Consider the following 17,898-nt stretch of genomic DNA (forward strand, 5'->3'; position numbering starts at 1 on the left):
ATGACTGCCTTTTAGCTGTAGAGTGGTGTTCCCTGCTCTTTATGCCATGAGAGAATGTATTCCCATGCTTCTTCTGCATTATCTGCAAATGTAATGATCTCTGTATCCTGCGGGGCAATGACACCCTCATCTTTTAAAAATTCAAAATCTATTGCTTTGTTCCAGTAACTTTTTCCGACAAGGACCACAGGAATTGTCTGTGATTTTCTTGTTTGAATCAGTGTCAGTGTCTCAAACAGTTCATCAAAAGTTCCAAATCCGCCGGGATAAATCACCAAAGCTTTTGCACGATTTAAAAAATGGAGTTTTCTGATGGCAAAATAGTGAAACAAAAAACATAAATCAGGAGTAATATAAGGATTGGGATACTGCTCATGCGGCAGTTTGATATTGAGCCCTATACTTTTAGCCCCTACATCATATGCACCGCGGTTTGCTGCTTCCATAATGCCGGGACCGCCTCCTGTCATTATAGTGACACGGCAGTCCTCAGCACTCTTTCCGCTTTTTCCTACAAGCTGACCGAATTTTCTGGCATCATCATAGTAAATACTTTTGCCAACCATCCGTTCTGCAACATACAGTTCATGTAAGAGGTCTCTGTTGTTGGGTTTTTTCTGCAGCATTTCCCCAATGGCAGAAAGCCGTTTCATTGCAGTCTCTTTCTCGACTATCCGTGCACTTCCAAAGACAACTATGGTATGTTCTATGCCGTGTTTGTTCATTTGAAGTTCTGGTTTGAGGTAATCAAGTTCGAGTCGGATACCTCTTGCCTCATAAGAGTTAATGAACTCTTTGTCCTCTTCGGCCATTGCATATGTCGGGCTTTTCATAATGGTTTGTATCAGTTCTAATGACTGCGGGTCTTCTTCTTGCAGTTTTGGATGTTCCCAGGGTAAAACAGTTTTCTTCTTTTGCATTTACAATTCCTTAAAATATATGTTCAAAATAGAGTCCCCATACGATGGTAATGACACCTAAGAGAGAAATCCACAGTGCCGATTTATAGGTATTTTTTATTGTACCAAACCATAAAGCATAAATAGCTTTAAGCAGGTTGTTGCTTCCTGCGGCTATCATTATAGCAGCAGTTGTCTGGGTGTCCTCGATAGAGAACTTGCCTGTCAGTATAGAGAGAATAAAGGGATCAATATCGGTAAAACCGACTAAAAAAGAGAGTATTTCCAGTCCTGATGTTCCGTAATGCTTCGTCACAAAATGGGTAATGACAATCATGGCAACAAACAAAAAGGCAAACAAAAAAGCAGTTTTGAGTTCCAAAGGATTGTGGTCGACAATTTCAACATTTTCCTGGGTTTTTTGTCCGCTTTTCAAATAAAACAGAGAAATCAGAAATCCTGTAAGTGCCAGGAGTATAAAAGGAAAAAGCAGACTTTTTCCAATCTCAATATTAAAAATCAAGGCAATGACAATGAGACGCAGATACATCACCGAGGTTGCTGAAATAATCGCTGCATCTATGACGGCATACCCTTGCAACTGTTTTGCTTTTCTTGCCAGTACAACAGTTGTCGCAGTCGAAGAGTAAGAACCGCCAAATATTCCTGTAAGGTAGTAGCCCTTGGAGGGGAAAAAATATTTTTGCAATATATAACCACCGTAACTGATGCCCGAAATCACCACAACAGCCAGCCAGATTTTAAAAGGAGAAAGAGGAATGTAGGGAATGATTTTTGTATCGGGAAGCAGAGGCAGGATGACGACAGAGAGGAGTATCATTTTACTTAACGTTTCAAATTCACTGATATTGATCTCTTGTGTGAACTTCTCAACTCCTTTGTTGACATTTAAAATAAAAACAATACTGACATACAGCAGGGCTGTCATCCACAATGCCTGTGTCTGGATAAGTGCGCCAAAAGAGTAGACCAAAAGCATGACAATATAGAGCAGGATACTGCGTTGGTTTTCTTGAAGATTTTTTTGATAGAGCAGGGCATACAAGAGTGTAATTGATAAAAATCCTCCCGCATACAGAATATGCAGATTCGAATCAACCTCAAACAAAACAAAGCCTAAAATTCCTACAAAACTGTAGGTGCGTACATCTCCAAAGAAAAAATTTTCTGTTTTGGAAGTGATATACTGTTTTCTGTATGATTTGACTTCGAGTCCGACCAAAAAGCTAAAAACAGTGACAACCAGAAAATGTACCAAATCAATATTTAAACTCATTTATAAATCAATCCTTTTGTATAACAGCTCTCATCAAAAAGGCATACGACATTGTGATCAAAGCGTAAACACTCTTTGTTCTTGTCTTTATAATCAACCTGTGATAAAAAATGTTTGAGGGTATTGATCCGTGCTGCTTTTTTGTCATCACTGTGTACAACATACCAGGGGGCAAAGATAAAGGAGGTTTTGTTAAACATCTCATCGCGTGCATTTGAGTAGGCTTTCCAGTGTTTTTGTGCCTGTTCGTCAATCGGGCTTAGTTTCCACTGTTTGAGCGGGTCTTTTTTTCTCTCCTGCAGTCTTTTTTTCTGCTCCTCTTTGGAAATATCAAGATAATATTTGATGAAAATAATTTCCGCATTGACCAAAAGATGTTCAAAATTGCCTACCTCTTTCATAAAACTGTCATACTCTTTTTGTGTACAGAAGTTCATTACTTTTTCAACACCGGCTCTGTTGTACCAGCTGCGGTTAAAAAAGACCATTTCTCCACCGATGGGGAGTTCCGGGACATATCTTTGAAAATACCATGATTTTTTGTCTACATCACTGGGTTTGCCAAGTGCGACCACTCTGGCATCACGCGGGCTTAAGTGCTCTATAAAACGTTTTATCATACCGTCTTTTCCAGCAGCGTCACGACCTTCAAAAATCACACATATTTTTAAATTTTTTGCAATGACTTCTTTTTGAAATTTTACAAGTTCAACCTGCAGGGCATATAACTCTTGTTTGTAGATTTCTTTTTTCATTACAGCGCCTCCTCTCCATAGCGTTTTTCATAATACCGAACAACTATGCGTTTGACCATGTCATTAAATACAAACCAGACACTTACATAGCCCCATAAAAAGAGGGCCCACTGCCAGTTAATTCTGGTCATGAGTCCAAAGCTGTACAGACCTATGGCCGTGCCGACAAGTGCTGTTAGAAAAGATGCCAGAAAAAGCGGCCATGAGGGATAGGGCTTTTTAAAGAACCAGTCAGCTATACGGGTGTTGAAAATTGTATAATGTCCGGCGAGAATAAGTTTCACAAAGAAAAGTGTCTGGACAAATCCCAAAAATGATTTATCGTCATGCATGTCAATCCATGAGGGAACTTCTGGCAGGAACATTGCCGTATCGGGATGTGATTTCAAATAGACCATTGTGATATAAAAGATGGTAAAAGAGCTGAGCACTCCGGCAACTCCAAGCCAACTCGAGAGAATAAAGACGATTTTCATATCCCATCGTACCGGTTTTTCTTCCACTTTTGTGTTGTCATAAGCAATTGCCATAATGGGAATATCATTGAGCAGTGCCAAAAGAATAATCATAATCGCAGTAATTGGATAAAAATCAAACACTACAATAGCCAGTGTCATAAATGCCAAAATACGAATGGTTTCTGCTATACGGTAAACAACATAGCTTTTCATTCTCTCAAATACTATACGTGCCTGTTCAATCGCATCTACGATTACATGTAAACCCGGAGCCATAAGCACAATATCTGCTGCTGCCCGTGCGGCATCAGTCGCACCGCTTACCGCAATACCGCAGTCGGCTTTTTTAAGTGCAGGGGCATCATTGACTCCGTCACCGGTCATACCGACAATATGGTCTGCTTTTTGGAGTTTTTCTACTATAAAGTATTTGTCCTCTGGAAAAACCTGTGCAAAACCGTCGGCATTTTCAATGATTTTGACAATTTCACTCTCATGCTGACGGACGGTTCCCTCAGGAAGCGGCTGTGCATCAAGCTCTTTTTGCACTTCCTCGACTATCTGGGCTACCTCTTTTTTGATTTCCTCTTTGTCTGCATCTTTTTGCAAAGTCTTCAATATTGAACGTACGATGATTTCTGAAAGATAGATGTACTCTTTTGTACTCTGTCCTTTGAGCTCTTTGATGTTTTCTATATCCTGTCCGATATTTAAAATACCGGCAATATATTTTGCAACGGCAATGTTGTCTCCTGTGACCATTTTCACTGCCACACCTTTTGCATTTGCTTCGGCTATGGCTTCCTTGGAGTCCTCTCTCGGAGGATCAAAAAGCGGAATGAGTCCGGCAAAATGGTAGAGATCTTCTTCGCATTTTTTATAGGCCACACCAAGTGTCCGAAATCCTTTTTGTGCAAAATCATCCACCTTTTTGTAGGCTTCTTTTTTATCAAACTCTTTTTCATCACATAACTCTATAATAACCTGAGGAGCCCCTTTGGTATAAATGAATCCATCCTCAAAGACACCTTCTGTTTTTTTATGTACCGGATCAAAAGGGATGAACTTTTTCATCTTTGATTTTTGAAGTTCTTTGCCGAGGTTATGCGCCTCAATATAGTCAAAAATCGGCTTTTCTATCGGGTCTTCATTCTCTTTTTTACTGGCATATGCAGCATAAAGCAGCAGTTGCTCCTGAGTAAAGTCTCCGACAAGATACGGCTCGGCAAGACTCATAATGTTTTGTGTGAGTGTGCCTGTTTTGTCTGAACACAAAATGTCCATGCCGGCTGCTTCTTCAATGGCCGAGAGTTTGGTGACAATGGCCTCTTTGGTTGCCAGGACTCTGGCACCCAGTGCCATAGTCACTGTCAAAACTGCAGGCATCGCCACAGGAATCGCTGAAATGGTTAAAATAAGTGCAAATATCAGCAGGTCCAAAAGCGGTTCGCCTCTGGAGACTCCATGCCAGATGATAATTCCTATAAGGACAATCGTCACAGCAATGAGAAAATCTCCCACTTTGATAACCATTTTTTGGAAATGTCCCTGCTCCTCTTTTTCAGCCTTGGCGACAAGGCCGACCGTTTTGCCAAAGTAGGTGTTGACTCCCGTAGCTGTTACACGTGCTGTCATTTCACCCTGTTTGATAATGGCATTGGCATAAAGATCATCCTCGGCCTGTTTGTTGACAGGCAGAGATTCTCCCGTCAGTGCAGACTGATCAACCTGCAAAAACTCTCCGCCGCCAAGGAGTTTACAGTCTGCCGGAACAACATCCCCTATTTTTACTTTGATAATATCATCGGGTACAAGCTCTTTTGCATCAATACTCTGCCATCTTCCCTCACGCAAAACAAGTGCTTTTCTTGCCAGTTTTTTCTTTAAAACGGCAATGGCACTCAGTGCTTTTGACTCTTGATAAAAATCAACAAAAGCATTGACAAGCAGCATAAACAAGATGACAGTAAAATCTTCCCACCTGCGTGCAATGGCAGAAAGAACAGCAGCCGTTTCAATCATCCACGGAATAGGTCCCCAAAATCGCCGTAAAAGTCGATGCAGCCAACTCTCTTCTTTTTCATTTAATTCATTGTAGCCGTATTTTTCCAGGCGTTCTTGAACTTCTTTTTGTGTCAATCCGGTTAAATTATCATCATATCTTTTCATTGTAATAACCTTGTATATTTGCCTTAAAAACATTTTAGCACAATATGTTATAATAAAAGAAAAATAAAGGCTTATTTTATGAAGAGCTCAATAATTGAGAGTATAAAATCGCTTCCTCCTCTTTCAAAAACCATTATTGATATTAACCGGGTTTATGCGGATGAAGAGGCCGGTGTCGGTGACTTGGTCAAAGTTGTGGAACGTGATCCTATGATAGTTGCCAATTTACTTAAACATGCCAATTCTCCTTTGTATGGTTTTGGGAGAGAGATTAAAAGTGTTGCACAGGCTGTTTCACTTTTTGGTATGAGTATGACACGCTCTATTGCGCTTGGAAACTCTGTGCGTAAACTTTTAAATGTAGATATGCAACCTTACGGAGTAACAAGTGAGAAATTTGCAGAAATCTCCAGTATGCAGGCAACGCTTATACGTAAATGGTATGCAAAGATAGATAAACAAAAGGCTGACACATTGTATTTGGCTGCATTTTTACAAGAAACCGGAAAAATTCTGATAGCAAGTGATGTAATCCAGGAAGATGAAGGTGTGAGTTTTCAATCAGAAGCAAAGCATTCAAACAATTTGGCAGAGCTGGAAAAAGCATATGTAGAAGTGACAAGTTCTCAGGTAACAGCAAAAATCTTTGAGCACTGGGGTTTTGAAAAAGAATTTGTGGAGATGATTCGTTATGCAGACAATCCTTTGAGTGCACCGGAAGAGGTACAGGAGTATGCTACTGCTTTGAATATAGTCAAGACTGTCATTCCTGTGAATAGTCCTTTGTCCGAACAGGCAATAAATTTTGGACTCAAACGTGCCAAAGACAGCGGTTGTGATGCAGGTATACTGCAAGAGACAATCAATGATATGCTTGATGCTGCAGAGGTTTCCTCATGAGCAAAACAGTTACAGTTATAGATACATTCGGATTTTTCTTTCGGAGTTTTTACGCACTCCCTCAGCATCTGCGCACAAAGGACGGTTTTCCGACAGGACTTTTAACAGGTTTTACGAATTTTATTTCGAGTTTGCAAAAAGAGCATGACAGTGATTATATAATTTTTGCAATAGATTCCAAAGGGGATACCTTTAGAAATGAAATAGATGTCAACTACAAAGCAAACCGCAGTGCTCCTCCGCCGGAACTGACACAGCAACTTCCCGTAGCCATAGAATGGATAAACAAGATGGGATACAAAACACTTGGCAAGAGTGGGTTTGAAGCGGATGATATTATAGCGACGGTAGTCAAGTGTGCCAAAGAAAAAGGCTATAAGGTCAGAGTGGTTTCACATGACAAGGATTTGTATCAGTTGATAGATGATGACAAAGTAGTCATTGTTGATGCCATTAAGAGAAAATATGTCAATGAAAAAGCCTGTTATGAGAAGTACGGTGTTACCCCGAAACAGTTTATAGATTATCAGTCCATCCTCGGCGACAGTGCAGACAATGTTCCCGGTGTCAAAGGTATAGGCAAAGTCGGTGCCGAGAAACTGCTAAAGGAGTATGGTTCTTTAGATAATATTTATGCCCACATAGACGAAATTAAGGGCGCTACGCAAAAAAAACTGCTTGAGTCCAAAGAACAGGCGTATATGTCAAAAGAGCTGGTCACTTTGCATCCTGATGTTTTTGACTGTAAAGATTTTGATTTTGAAGAGTATAAAATGGATGTTGAAAATCCGTTTTTAAATATTTATGACGAACTTGTCAAGTATGAACAAAATGCAATACTCAGAACACTTCATGCAAAAAATATGGTGAGTCCTGAGCGTCAGGAGAGTGCAAAAAAACTTCAGCAATCGTGTGAAGAAAAAGCTTCAAAACTGGATTTCAAAGCAACACTGCTAACCGATGAAAAAGAGCTCAATGCAGTGCTGGACAAGCTTGATGCAGATACACTCGTTGCTTTTGATACCGAGACAACAGGGCTTGACTATATAAAACACAAGCTTGTAGGTTTTAGTTTCTCTTTTAATGACGAAGAGGCCTATTATGTGCCTTTTGGACATTTTTATCTGGGTGTTGCCGATCAGGTAAGCAAAGAGATTGCAAAAAGTGCCATGCGCCGTATTTTTAACTCTCGTGTAGTCGGTCACAACATAAAATTTGATTTGCATTTTGTCACACGTTTTTTAGACGAAAAAGAGCTGCCTGTATATTGTGACAGTATGATTCTGGCATGGCTGATTAATCCGGAATCGGCTTTAAGTCTTGACAAACTCTCTGACAAACTCTTAGGGCATGAAATGGTGCATTTTAAAGATACGGTAAAAAAAGGAGAAAATTTTTCTACCGTGGAACTTGATGATGCCTGTGTGTATGCTGCAGAAGATGCTTTTATAACACGAAAACTCTATAAACTCTTTTTACAAAAACTGGAACTCCAGGATGCGACACACCTCATAGAAGAGGCAAAAAGAGTTGAAATTCCTTTTATTCATACACTTTTGAAAATGGAAGAAGAGGGGATAGAAGTAGACACAGCCTTTTTAGAAAAGTTTTTGGTTGAGGTAAAAGAGACGCTCGAACATCTGACAAAAAGTATCTATGAACTTGCGGGGAGTGAGTTTAACATCAATTCAACACAGCAGTTGGGAAAAATACTTTTTGAAAAACTCGGGCTTCCTGTGGGAAAAAAGACAAAAACAGGCTACTCTACAGATGAAAAAGTGCTCAGTTCTTTAAAAGAGAAACATCCCATCATTGAAAAACTTTTGGAATATCGTGAAGTGCATAAACTCTACTCTACCTATATAGATCCGCTCTTAAAGTTGGCAGATGAAGATGAACGCCACCGTATTCATACCTCTTTTGTGCAAACAGGAACGGCAACAGGAAGATTGAGCTCAAAAAATCCGAATCTTCAAAATATTCCGACAAGAACACCTCTGGGTGCAAAAATCCGTAGAGCATTTGTAGCCGGTGAGGGCAAAAAACTTATAGGCATTGATTACTCACAGATGGAACTGCGCCTTTTGGCGCATTTTTCACAGGATCCTGTTTTGGTGGATGCATTTATGCATGACAAAGATATTCACCTGCAAACTGCTGTAGTTTTGTTTGGTGAAGAAGAAGCAAAAGCAAAAAGAAACATAGCAAAAACTGTTAATTTTGGACTGCTTTACGGAATGGGACAAAAAAAACTCTCAGATACTCTGGGCATTACAACAAAAGAGGCAAAAGCAATTATAGAGAAGTACTTTGCATCTTTTCCTACGGTTAAAGCCTACTTTCGTTCTATTGTTGAAAAATCAAAAGAGCAGGGGTATGTGGAAACACTGCTCAAGCGCAGACGCTATTTTGACTATGAGAACGCAACACCGATGTACAGAGCAGCCTATGAACGAGAAGCGGTCAACACTGTTTTTCAGGGAAGTGTGAGTGATATTATAAAACTCAGTATGAATAAAATCCATACTGTTATCAATGAGGAAAAACTGCCGGCTACAATGTTGCTGCAAATTCATGATGAACTGATTTTTGAAGTCGACGCAAAAGAGGTTGATATACTTGGAGAGAGGTTTCGAAATATTATGGATCATATTGTAGAACTTAAAATACCTCTGCGGGCAAGTCTCAATATTGGTGATAATTGGAGTGAATTAAAGTAAAACCAATGCTTTGATTTTGTTTTTGGCATACCATAAAAGATAGAGGGCTGATGAAAAGATGATGGCATCAAGCCCTAACCACAATACAATAATATCTGCATGAAAATATCTGAAGAGACTAAATAAAATCAACGGCGCAACTATTTGTCTGTAAAGACTGATGGGAAAAATTACGGAAGATTTTTGCAGTCCCTGCAGCATAGAAATATAAATAAAAATCATAACAAATCCAAAAACCGCAAACCTGCAAGTACAATACACTTTGTGCTAGGTAATAATGTACATTCCAAAAGCCATCATAAACATATTCATACTTGGACCGAAGCCCTGTTTTAGCAACTCTTTAATTACCTGTATATCAAAAGTAAAAGATTTAAAACAAAGGCGAAGAAAAGACCGTTTAGTGTGATGTGTTGGGATTTTTGTGTATTTTTTTCACCTAAAGCATGCGCTACTATGGCGGTAAATGCTTCACTCATGCCGATAGCTATGGCTAAGATCATAAAAAATACAGAAGCAGAAAGTGAGAGTGCTGCAAGCGCAGGTGTTGCAATAAGTCCGGTAAAATAAGTATCTGTAACATTGAACATTGTATGGAAGAAATACCCTGTCATTGCCGGAACAGACAGAGCAATCAGATGTGTTTTTGTTGAACCTGTGGTTAAGTCAGTGTGCATTTATCTCTTTTGTGTAAAATAGAGCATAAGTATAACCAAAGCAGATAAAGAAGCAGGAGCACAAATGAAATACAGATATATAGGTAAAAGTGGTTTAAGAGTGAGCCCGATATGCTTGGGAACTATGACTTTTGGTACACAGACACCTGATGAAAAAGCAGCTTTTGAAATAATGGACAAAGCCTATGAGGCAGGGGTGAATTTTTTTGATACAGCCGAGTTGTACCCTGTCCCTCCTTCTGCAAAACTCGCAGGAGTGACAGAAGAAATTGTAGGCAGATGGCTCAAAACAAAACCGCGTGAGAGCATTATACTTGCTACAAAGGTTGCAGGGGCTGCAAGCGGTTGGTTTGTTCCGCCTGTTCGTCACGGACTGACAGCGATAGACAGTTTTCATATTGAGAGGGCGGTTGAGGGAAGTCTCAAACGTTTGGGTACTGACTATATAGATCTGTACCAGATGCACTGGCCGGATACCATAGTGCCGATTGAGGAGAGTCTTAAAGCCTTTGACAGGCTTGTACAAAGTGGCAAGGTGCGTTATATCGGAACGTCCAACGATACGGCATACGGTACTTCAAAAGCACTGATGACAAGTGAATTCAAAGGATATGCCAGATTTGAGTCCATTCAAAACAATTTTTCTCTTTTAAATCGAAGATTTTTGGATGAGCTTACTGTGCTTTGTGAAAAAGAACAGATTTCGCTTTTACCGTATTCACCACTTGCAGGCGGAGTCTTGAGCGGCAAATACAATCAGACAAATAATACAACAGGAAGATTTGCAACGTATGTACAGTCAAAAAATGCAAGACAAAGGGCCATGGCACAAAGATTTTTAAATGACAAGACGCTTGCCTCGACGCAAAAATATTTAAAAATAGCGCATGATGCAGGGCTTGACCCGGTAACTATGGCGATTGCCTGGTCCAAACAGTTCTCTTTTGTCGCATCCACTATTATAGGTGCCACGCAACCGGCACAACTTGATGCGAGTTTGGCGGCAATGGATTTAGAACTTTCACAGGAAGTGCTTGACGCCTGTGACAAAGTGCATCAGGAAATTTTATACCCTATGGGCTAGGAAGTGTTTGACTGGGTTTGCTGAAATAATATCCTTGTGAATATTCAATGCCCAGGTCTTCTACAATCTTTTGTACACTGGCACTGTGTACAAATTCGGCTACACAGGGAATATTGGCATTTTTTGCAAAAAATGCAATCGCTTTGGTGATTTCATAACTTTTTGGATTGGTGTCAATGTCTTTTATGTATTTTGCATCAATTTTTAAAAAGTCTATATCAAGATCCAAGACTCTTTCAAAGTTTGAATATTCAATACCAAAATCGTCCAGAGCAATTGCATATCCCTTTTCTTTTAAAGCATTTAACTGTTGGATGTGGTTTTTCTTTCCGCTTGCACTGATTCCTTCAAGTATCTCTAAAATAACACGGGAAGGGTTTATACTGTATTGGGCAGATTTTTCATTTAAATAATCCAGAATATAGTGACGTGTCAAATCATCTTCTGTAAGATTTATTGAAAAGACATACTCATTATGTGACATAATTTCAAAAGTTTTGTCTACCATGATTTTGGTAATTTCCGGCAGAAGACCGGAGGAGTGGGCAGGTTTCAAAAAGAAGTAGGGGGATAAAATTTCTTTTTCTGTTTTTATTCGGGCAAGTGCTTCAAATTTTATAATTTCACCGGTGTTGTTGTCCCGTATACCCTGAAAAAAAGGAACAATATTATTTGAAACAAGGGCATTGTGCAAAATGTTATTTGCCTCAATAAACTCTTTTCTTTTTTGAAAAAATATATTTTCTTCCCTGTTGTCGAAAATATAGAGAGAACTTCTGCCTCTTGTTTTTGCATGCTTCAAGGAGATAATCGCATGTTTGAAAAGGTTTGTGCTGCCCGTGGCAGCTCCGTAGGAAAAAGAGATATTCAAGGTTATGGAATCTATAAGCAGTTCATGTGTGTAAAAATACTCTTGTATCTTTTTAACATTTTGTTGTACATCGGCATCTGCATGTAAAATAATGGCAAATCTGTCTGCTTCAAGCTTGCATATTTTTGGATATTGCAGTTTTGTTGTAAAAATATCTGCAACATTGGTGAGCAGTGCGTCGCCTACAGAAAAACCGTAAGTATTGTTGATATAGCTGAAATTATTGATATCGAGAATTAAAAGAGTATGCTTCTGTGTGTTATTCAATAATTTGTCTAAATATGTTTTGTTATGCAGACCTGTTAAACTGTCATAATAAAGCATATGTTGTATTTTGTTCTCTATTTCTCTGTTTTTTAATACAATATTAACAATAAATGCGGCTGTTTCAAGAAGTTTTTTGTGAAAAGGCATCGGCAGTCGATGTTCAAAAGAAGAGAGTGCAAAACTTCCGATGGCTTTGTTGTTTTCATCGACAATAGGCATTGACCAACATGAGCAGAGATTGTAATCATAGGCAACCTGTCTTAAATCGGCCCATCTTTTGTCTTTAAATGTGTTTAAAACATACTGAGGCTTATTGTGAAAGACTGCATTGCCGCAAGAGCCGCCATCGGGTCCCGGTTTGAGATTTTCCAAGGCTTTGCGTCCTGAATCAGGTATAGAGGGAGCAGAAAGGACACTCATTAAACCGGTCTCTTTGTTGACAAGCATAATGGATGCGACAGAATTTGGCAACAGATGTTCTGTCAACAGGCATAAATGCTGAAGTATGTCCTCATAATCGTCATTGAGTGCCAGTTTATTTAAAACAGCACTTTGAATATCAAGAATTTTTTCATACTCTTTTGGAGTGATGTGAAGCTGACCAAGCTGTATTTCATTTAAGTTTTTACATGTAAGCTTTTCTTCCACAATTGTCCTTCCCAGAAATTAAATATATGATAACAATATCATATAACTGCTTAATTTGTTTATGATTTTTCTCTTGTAACTGAATAAACAAAGCTAAAAACTTCGGCAATGGCTTGATACATTTGCGGAGGTATTTCTTTATCAAGTTCCACTTTAGACAAAAGTTCTACCAAGTCTTCGTCTTTTTTTAGCGGTACACCGTTTTCTTTGGCGAGTTGGATGATTTTTTGTGCCGTTTTTCCTTCGCCTTTGGCGCTGACCAGGGGGGCCTGGTTTTTTTCTTTGTCATATTTGAGTGCGACGGCTTTTGTTTTCATACTTTTACCTCAAAACCCATTTCCAAATCATCATTTACCTGCTTTTCATATTTGTTTTGCTCTGTCTGTGTAAAACGGATAGCTTTTGGCACTATGTTTACACTGTAGAGCTGTTTTTTGAGGCTTGGCAGATTTTGCTGCAGAAGAGATTTTAATTTTTCATTTTGGGTATTTATATGTATAGTAAGCTGATTCTTTTCAAAGAGTGCGAGTCGCAGATCAAGTTCGCCGTACTCTTTTAACTGCAAATGAATATCGCAAAAAAATTTGTCGTTTTTTGCATTTTTAAGCGTTATATTGCCTTCTTCTAGTGCATCCCACCGATAAGGAATGTAGAGTGATGCAGAATTTTGAAGGTGTGAGATGAGTTGGTTGTAGTCAATCTGGAGCAGGAGTTTGTCTATAGCTTTGAGAATTTCTTGTTTGTTTGGCTGTACAGAATTACTGAGTTCTTCATGTGCTTTGAGTAAAACTGCTTTAAGGTCGGATGCGAAAACCTCTTTTGGGTTTGTTGCGTTTTTGATGTTTGCTTCTAAAAAAACACCGGAATTTTTGAGTTTTGTTTTGAGTTCTTTTGGATTTATGTCCTGGATGTTTGTCAAAATTTTTTCAAGTGTTTTTTCCAAAGGCAGTGAGGTTTTGTCCTGTCTTAAGGTGTGTAGAAGCTCTTTGAGTGTTGCATTTGTATTTGTCAGATTTTTCAGTGTCGGATTGTTTTTCAACAAATCAAGCAAGAGTTGGTTTTGTTTGGTGTCTGCATGAAGAGACTGTTTAAGTAAGGCATGCAAAACAGAACCCAAATCTTTTGCTTTACTGAGTCTCTGCAACTCCTGTGGAGAAGCACTTTTTAAAACCTCTGCCAAAGCTTTGTTGGTATTTGGCAGGATTACATGTAACTGCTTGAAGGAGACATTGTTTAATTTTATCATAGCCTAAGTTTATCATACTTGAGTATAATACGCAAAAAAACAGAGAGAGAAAATGGATAAAAAAATAGAAGAAATTTTAAATATCTGGCATAAACATTTTGCAGACGAAGCAAACCAATACTCCGAATATGAAGCCTCGGATATTGAATACTTTGTAGGCTGTATGCTCTATAATCATTTTGCATTTTCCAAAGCACATCACAACCTTAAAACTATGGATTTGAGTTATGACTTTTTGTCTGCCTGCGGGGATGAATATGAGATGATACAAAAGATGATAGCCGAGATAAAGTTTGAAGATGAAACAGAAGCTTTGGCATTTTTGCAAAATTATATACAAGAAGCAAAAGCAAAATATACAAAACCCGAGCTTTACTTGCTTGACAGACTCGACTATCATGTCAGTGCAATGGCAGAGCGTTATGCAAAAAATGTGGATGTGCAGAAAATAGATTTTCAAAATCCTTTGTTGAAAAAATAATGAAAAAGTATCTTATAACATCCACACCTTCGTATTTTCAACTCAGAAAACATAGGCCGGATTTCGCACTTTACCGTGACAAAGAAAATAAAAACTATGCAACAGAGGCACAAAATTTTGTGCAAATGTGCAAACCCTTACAAGAACTCAAGGTGTTTTTGCATCAAGAATATAACTTGGCTAAGGAATTGGGTGCAGATGGTGTGCATTTGACATCACAACAGTTTGATGACATTCCAAAAGCAAAAGAACTGGGACTTGAAGTCATCATCAGTACACATACTCATGATGAAGTACATGTAGCCGAGGCGATGGGAGCTGATTATGTGACGTATAGCCCTGTATTTTCGTCTCCGGGTAAAGGTGCACCCAAAGGTGTGCAGGATTTACAAAGTATAGCAGGGATGACAGATGTCAAAATTTTTGCCCTTGGCGGGATTGTCACGCAAGAGCAGATTGATGCGATAAGTGAAACAAATGTCTACGGCTTTGCTTCTATACGTTACTTTTTAGGCTGATTTAGGTAGATGATTTTTGCACTTACACTGATAAGGTGCTATAATCAGAAAATATAATTATTGGGAAGAGTATGGCAAGAGCAACAAAAGAAGAGCGTAAAAACGGAATAATTTCTGCGGCACTGGAACTTTTTTCTGAAAACGGATTTTATATTACAACAATCCCTGACATAGCGAAGAAAGTCGGTATGAGTGTTGGTAACTTTTACAACTATTTTAGTTCAAAAGATATTCTGGCAAAAGAACTCATTATGTATATATCAGAATATCTTGGGAAAAATATCCGTTCTATCAATGAGAGTGATATAAGCACCCAGGAAAAAATTGAAAAAATTGTCTCCATGTATTTTGATACAGCCAAAGAGAGACCGGAGATGATAGAATACTTTTTGCGTGTCTATCTTTCAAACAGGGAAGTGTTTAAAGACGGATGCGAGGGAATGATATGTGTTTCTCCTTTTATTACGGAAATGATGATATTTTTTGAAAAAGGTGTGGCTTCAGGTGAGCTGCATGATCAGGATTTCTTCTCAGCTTTTGGGCTTTTTATGGGCTATTTGGGTGGTATGGTATTTCTTTACGGTGAGAAAATTCTTCCTGAACCATTGGATGATTATAAACAGTCAATTTCTGAGAACATTTATAATGCACTCAAAACAAGAATATAAATTAAAAGTTTTTTGGCTGCAGGGCCTTACATGTAACGGGAATGCCCACTCTTTTTTAAATCTGGATTATTTAGGTGAACTTTTAGAAAAAATAGAGTTTTTACACCATCCCCTTTTACCCTCAAAATACGCTTTAAGTGAAATGGCGGAGTGTAAAACAGGCTGTGATGTTTTGATATTTGAAGGAGCGTATGATCCGTCTTTAAAAAGGGCAGGTGTTTTTGTAGACAGAATACTTCGGCATTATGCAAAAAATGCCAAATACATTATAGCAGTCGGTACCTGTGCCAGTTTTGGCGGCATATTCAAGGCGACTTCTCCCCAGACAAATTCCGGTATACTTTTTAATGAAAACGATAAAAGTGGTCCTCTGCAGGAATATAATGAAAAAATTATTAACTTATCCGGGTGTCCGGTTCATCCGGAGTGGCTGGGTTTTACACTGCATATGATTATTGACAGACGCAAGATTGTTCTTGATGAAGAACACAGACCACAGGAACTTTACAGTTCCCTGGTGCATCACGGCTGCACACGAAACGAATATTTTGAATGGAAAGTGGATGCGAACCATTTTGGTCAAAAGGAAGGCTGCCTGTTTTACAAGCAGGGTTGTCGCGCACCGATGACACACGGATCATGCAATACAATCCTCTGGAATGGTGTAAACTCCAAAACTAGATCGGGAACACCCTGTTTTGGCTGTACAGAGAGTGACTTTCCAAGAACAAACCTTTTTGAGACAAAAACAAATATGTCCATACCGGCAGATGCTCCTGTCGGTGTACCAAAGAGAGCCTACCTGACTGTAACAGGTATTGCAAAAACATTCCATATAAAACGACTTGAGGAGCCTTTGATTGATTACAAAAACGATACTTGAGCAGATAGAGGGGGAAGCATCGCTCTATTTTGACATGAAAGAGGATGTTGTCGATTTTGTCACTATAGCATTTCCCCATTTTAGAGGTATGGAAAAGATGTTAGAGGGAAAAAATGCTTTGGATGCCTTGGTAATCACTCCTAGGGTATGCGGAATTTGTGGTCATTCTCATCTTTTGGCAAGTGTGCGGGCAATAGAAGATGCCTATAAAAAGAGTGGTTCACCCATTAAAATAACAAAAAAAGCATCACGGGTACGTGAAATAACACTTATTTTGGAGATTATACAAAATCATTTAAAATGGATATATTTGGTTCTCATTCCGTACCTTAAAGAGCTCTCAGACTCCACAGAACTGTTAAACACTCCGCTAAAAGGTGCTTACGGGGCTTCACTCGCTACAAAAATCTTGGCAATTTTTGCCGGACAGTGGCCACACTCATCTTATATGATTCCCGGAGGGATTACAAGTGATTTTACTTATGTGGACCTTACAAAGGCAAAAAGTCATTTGCAAAAACTGACAGAGTATTTTGAAACAGAGACTTTAGGAGTGAGTGTTGAGGAGTTTTTATCTTTTGAATCATGTAAAGATTTTGCATCGCTTGAGAGTGATTTTGCAAAAATAGAGCAGTTACTGTTAGATTTGGGAATGCAGAAAAAAGGTCATGCAAAAGATGCATTTTTAAGTATAGGTATCCATGAGTTTTCTCATGCTGCAAAAGTAAAAGGGACAAAGCTTTTCAAGGTAGCTTCCAAATATGTAGATACACAGGAAGCCTATGCGCCGGATGAGAAAAGTTATGCGAAAAATGCTCTTTATAAAAAGCAGTTTTATGAAACAGGTCCACTTGCACGTTGCATGGCAAAAGAGTTCAAACTCATAAAAAATATGCACAGAAGATTTAAAGACAGTGCTTATACCCGTGTTATGGCACGTATTTATGAAACTGCACACCTTCTTGCGTTTTGTAAAAAACTTTTAGATGAGATAGATATCAGTGAAGTATCCTGCATAGAGACTATTGCGCTTAAAAATATCTCAGGAATGGGAGAAGGTGTTGTGGAAGCACCCAGAGGGCCGTTAATTCACAGAGTGCAAATAAAAGAGGGTATTATAAAGTCTTACAAAATCATCACTCCGACACAGTACAATATAGCTAGCGGCACAAAAGAAAACCCTTCCCCCGCACAACAGGCAATGCTGAATTGTTCACAGGCAGATGCAAAATTTATATTTCGCACTTTTGATGTCTGTTCTGTGTGTACTACTCACTAGTTTAGTGCTAAAACCATATAAGAAAAAAATAAATTTAGTTCAATTTAATAAATATTATATTTGTTTAAGTTATTCTTT

The 17,898-nt window shown here is 38.7% G+C and carries 17 protein-coding genes; 8 read left to right on the forward strand and 9 right to left on the reverse strand.

Features of this window, described 5'->3' with window-relative positions; translation table 11 throughout:
* Positions 1-11: 11 nt before the first annotated feature.
* Genes LCX93_RS04965 through LCX93_RS04980 form a run of 4 tightly spaced genes read right to left on the reverse strand, consistent with a single transcriptional unit; the run spans position 12 to position 5,578 of the window.
* Entirely contained in the window at positions 12-920 is a 909-nt protein-coding gene (locus tag LCX93_RS04965; RefSeq protein WP_226069050.1) for an LOG family protein, read from the reverse strand.
* A 10-nt stretch (positions 921-930) separates the two neighbouring features.
* Entirely contained in the window at positions 931-2,196 is a 1,266-nt protein-coding gene (locus LCX93_RS04970) for an MgtC/SapB family protein (RefSeq protein ID WP_226069051.1), read from the reverse strand.
* Positions 2,193-2,951 carry a polyphosphate kinase 2 gene (gene ppk2, locus LCX93_RS04975; protein WP_226069053.1) on the reverse strand — a complete coding sequence of 253 codons (759 nt, stop codon included), beginning with the start codon at positions 2,949-2,951 and terminating at the stop codon, positions 2,193-2,195. The genes LCX93_RS04970 and ppk2 overlap by 4 nt, the downstream gene beginning before the upstream one ends.
* A complete protein-coding gene (locus LCX93_RS04980) occupies positions 2,951-5,578 on the reverse strand; it encodes a plasma-membrane proton-efflux P-type ATPase (protein ID WP_226069055.1) in 2,628 nt (875 codons plus the stop codon). Before LCX93_RS04980 ends, ppk2 begins: the two co-directional genes overlap by 1 nt.
* 78 nt (positions 5,579-5,656) lie before the next feature.
* Here LCX93_RS04980 and LCX93_RS04985 point away from each other — a divergent pair, with 78 nt between their 5' ends.
* Together LCX93_RS04985 and polA are read left to right on the forward strand one after the other, a co-directional pair.
* Complete coding sequence (locus LCX93_RS04985) at positions 5,657-6,478, forward strand: HDOD domain-containing protein (protein WP_226069057.1); 822 nt, start codon at positions 5,657-5,659, stop codon at positions 6,476-6,478.
* A complete protein-coding gene (gene polA, locus LCX93_RS04990; RefSeq protein ID WP_226069058.1) occupies positions 6,475-9,198 on the forward strand; it encodes a DNA polymerase I in 2,724 nt (907 codons plus the stop codon). The genes LCX93_RS04985 and polA overlap by 4 nt, the downstream gene beginning before the upstream one ends.
* Here polA and LCX93_RS04995 read toward each other — a convergent pair.
* Both LCX93_RS04995 and LCX93_RS05000 read right to left on the reverse strand, forming a co-directional pair.
* Positions 9,190-9,420, reverse strand: a complete 231-nt coding sequence (locus LCX93_RS04995) for a hypothetical protein (RefSeq protein WP_226069059.1) — start codon at positions 9,418-9,420, stop codon at positions 9,190-9,192. The two genes, polA and LCX93_RS04995, sit on opposite strands and share 9 nt — an antisense overlap.
* A gap of 125 nt (positions 9,421-9,545) precedes the next feature.
* Positions 9,546-9,875 (reverse strand): MATE family efflux transporter, encoded by a 330-nt coding sequence (locus LCX93_RS05000; RefSeq protein ID WP_226069060.1) that lies wholly within the window; start codon positions 9,873-9,875, stop codon positions 9,546-9,548.
* 64 nt (positions 9,876-9,939) lie between these two features.
* On the opposite strand from LCX93_RS05000, the gene LCX93_RS05005 reads away from it, so the two are divergent.
* Entirely contained in the window at positions 9,940-10,959 is a 1,020-nt protein-coding gene (locus LCX93_RS05005; RefSeq protein WP_226069061.1) for an aldo/keto reductase, read from the forward strand.
* On the opposite strand, the gene LCX93_RS05010 is transcribed toward LCX93_RS05005, so the two are convergent.
* From LCX93_RS05010 to fliK, 3 genes are read right to left on the reverse strand one after another with little or no spacing between them, the layout of a single operon-like run.
* On the reverse strand, positions 10,949-12,745 hold the full coding sequence (locus tag LCX93_RS05010; RefSeq protein ID WP_226069067.1) for a sensor domain-containing diguanylate cyclase: 1,797 nt from the start codon (positions 12,743-12,745) through the stop codon (positions 10,949-10,951). The two genes, LCX93_RS05005 and LCX93_RS05010, sit on opposite strands and share 11 nt — an antisense overlap.
* A 59-nt stretch (positions 12,746-12,804) precedes the next feature.
* The gene (locus LCX93_RS05015) at positions 12,805-13,062 is read right to left on the reverse strand and encodes an EscU/YscU/HrcU family type III secretion system export apparatus switch protein (RefSeq protein WP_226069069.1); all 258 of its coding nucleotides are present in this window, start codon (positions 13,060-13,062) and stop codon (positions 12,805-12,807) included.
* Positions 13,059-13,991 carry a flagellar hook-length control protein FliK gene (gene fliK, locus LCX93_RS05020; RefSeq protein ID WP_226069071.1) on the reverse strand — a complete coding sequence of 311 codons (933 nt, stop codon included), beginning with the start codon at positions 13,989-13,991 and terminating at the stop codon, positions 13,059-13,061. Before fliK ends, LCX93_RS05015 begins: the two co-directional genes overlap by 4 nt.
* A gap of 52 nt (positions 13,992-14,043) precedes the next feature.
* Here fliK and LCX93_RS05025 point away from each other — a divergent pair, with 52 nt between their 5' ends.
* From LCX93_RS05025 to LCX93_RS05045, 5 genes are all read left to right on the forward strand, one after another.
* Complete coding sequence (locus LCX93_RS05025; RefSeq protein WP_226069074.1) at positions 14,044-14,472, forward strand: hypothetical protein; 429 nt, start codon at positions 14,044-14,046, stop codon at positions 14,470-14,472.
* Positions 14,472-14,990, forward strand: coding sequence for a thiamine phosphate synthase (locus tag LCX93_RS05030; RefSeq protein ID WP_226069076.1), 519 nt, complete (start codon positions 14,472-14,474; stop codon positions 14,988-14,990). Before LCX93_RS05025 ends, LCX93_RS05030 begins: the two co-directional genes overlap by 1 nt.
* A 71-nt stretch (positions 14,991-15,061) precedes the next feature.
* On the forward strand, positions 15,062-15,658 hold the full coding sequence (locus LCX93_RS05035) for a TetR/AcrR family transcriptional regulator (RefSeq protein WP_226069078.1): 597 nt from the start codon (positions 15,062-15,064) through the stop codon (positions 15,656-15,658).
* Entirely contained in the window at positions 15,636-16,541 is a 906-nt protein-coding gene (locus LCX93_RS05040; RefSeq protein WP_226069080.1) for an NADH-quinone oxidoreductase subunit B family protein, read from the forward strand. Before LCX93_RS05035 ends, LCX93_RS05040 begins: the two co-directional genes overlap by 23 nt.
* Entirely contained in the window at positions 16,519-17,820 is a 1,302-nt protein-coding gene (locus LCX93_RS05045; protein WP_226069081.1) for a nickel-dependent hydrogenase large subunit, read from the forward strand. The genes LCX93_RS05040 and LCX93_RS05045 overlap by 23 nt, the downstream gene beginning before the upstream one ends.
* Positions 17,821-17,898: the final 78 nt, after the last annotated feature.

Origin of the sequence: Sulfurimonas sp. SWIR-19 (assembly GCF_020410885.1) — a bacterium.
Classification (GTDB): Bacteria; Campylobacterota; Campylobacteria; order Campylobacterales; family Sulfurimonadaceae; genus Sulfurimonas; species Sulfurimonas sediminis.

Coding starts and splice junctions, on each gene's coding strand:
- LCX93_RS04965 (WP_226069050.1), bottom strand. CDS start 920: ATGCAAAAGAAGAAAACTGTTTTACCCTGGGAACATCCAAAACTGCAA.
- LCX93_RS04970 (WP_226069051.1), bottom strand. CDS start 2,196: ATGAGTTTAAATATTGATTTGGTACATTTTCTGGTTGTCACTGTTTTT.
- ppk2 (WP_226069053.1), bottom strand. CDS start 2,951: ATGAAAAAAGAAATCTACAAACAAGAGTTATATGCCCTGCAGGTTGAA.
- LCX93_RS04980 (WP_226069055.1), bottom strand. CDS start 5,578: ATGAAAAGATATGATGATAATTTAACCGGATTGACACAAAAAGAAGTT.
- LCX93_RS04985 (WP_226069057.1), top strand. CDS start 5,657: ATGAAGAGCTCAATAATTGAGAGTATAAAATCGCTTCCTCCTCTTTCA.
- polA (WP_226069058.1), top strand. CDS start 6,475: ATGAGCAAAACAGTTACAGTTATAGATACATTCGGATTTTTCTTTCGG.
- LCX93_RS04995 (WP_226069059.1), bottom strand. CDS start 9,420: ATGATTTTTATTTATATTTCTATGCTGCAGGGACTGCAAAAATCTTCC.
- LCX93_RS05000 (WP_226069060.1), bottom strand. CDS start 9,875: ATGCACACTGACTTAACCACAGGTTCAACAAAAACACATCTGATTGCT.
- LCX93_RS05005 (WP_226069061.1), top strand. CDS start 9,940: ATGAAATACAGATATATAGGTAAAAGTGGTTTAAGAGTGAGCCCGATA.
- LCX93_RS05015 (WP_226069069.1), bottom strand. CDS start 13,062: ATGAAAACAAAAGCCGTCGCACTCAAATATGACAAAGAAAAAAACCAG.
- fliK (WP_226069071.1), bottom strand. CDS start 13,991: ATGATAAAATTAAACAATGTCTCCTTCAAGCAGTTACATGTAATCCTG.
- LCX93_RS05025 (WP_226069074.1), top strand. CDS start 14,044: ATGGATAAAAAAATAGAAGAAATTTTAAATATCTGGCATAAACATTTT.
- LCX93_RS05030 (WP_226069076.1), top strand. CDS start 14,472: ATGAAAAAGTATCTTATAACATCCACACCTTCGTATTTTCAACTCAGA.
- LCX93_RS05035 (WP_226069078.1), top strand. CDS start 15,062: ATGGCAAGAGCAACAAAAGAAGAGCGTAAAAACGGAATAATTTCTGCG.
- LCX93_RS05040 (WP_226069080.1), top strand. CDS start 15,636: ATGCACTCAAAACAAGAATATAAATTAAAAGTTTTTTGGCTGCAGGGC.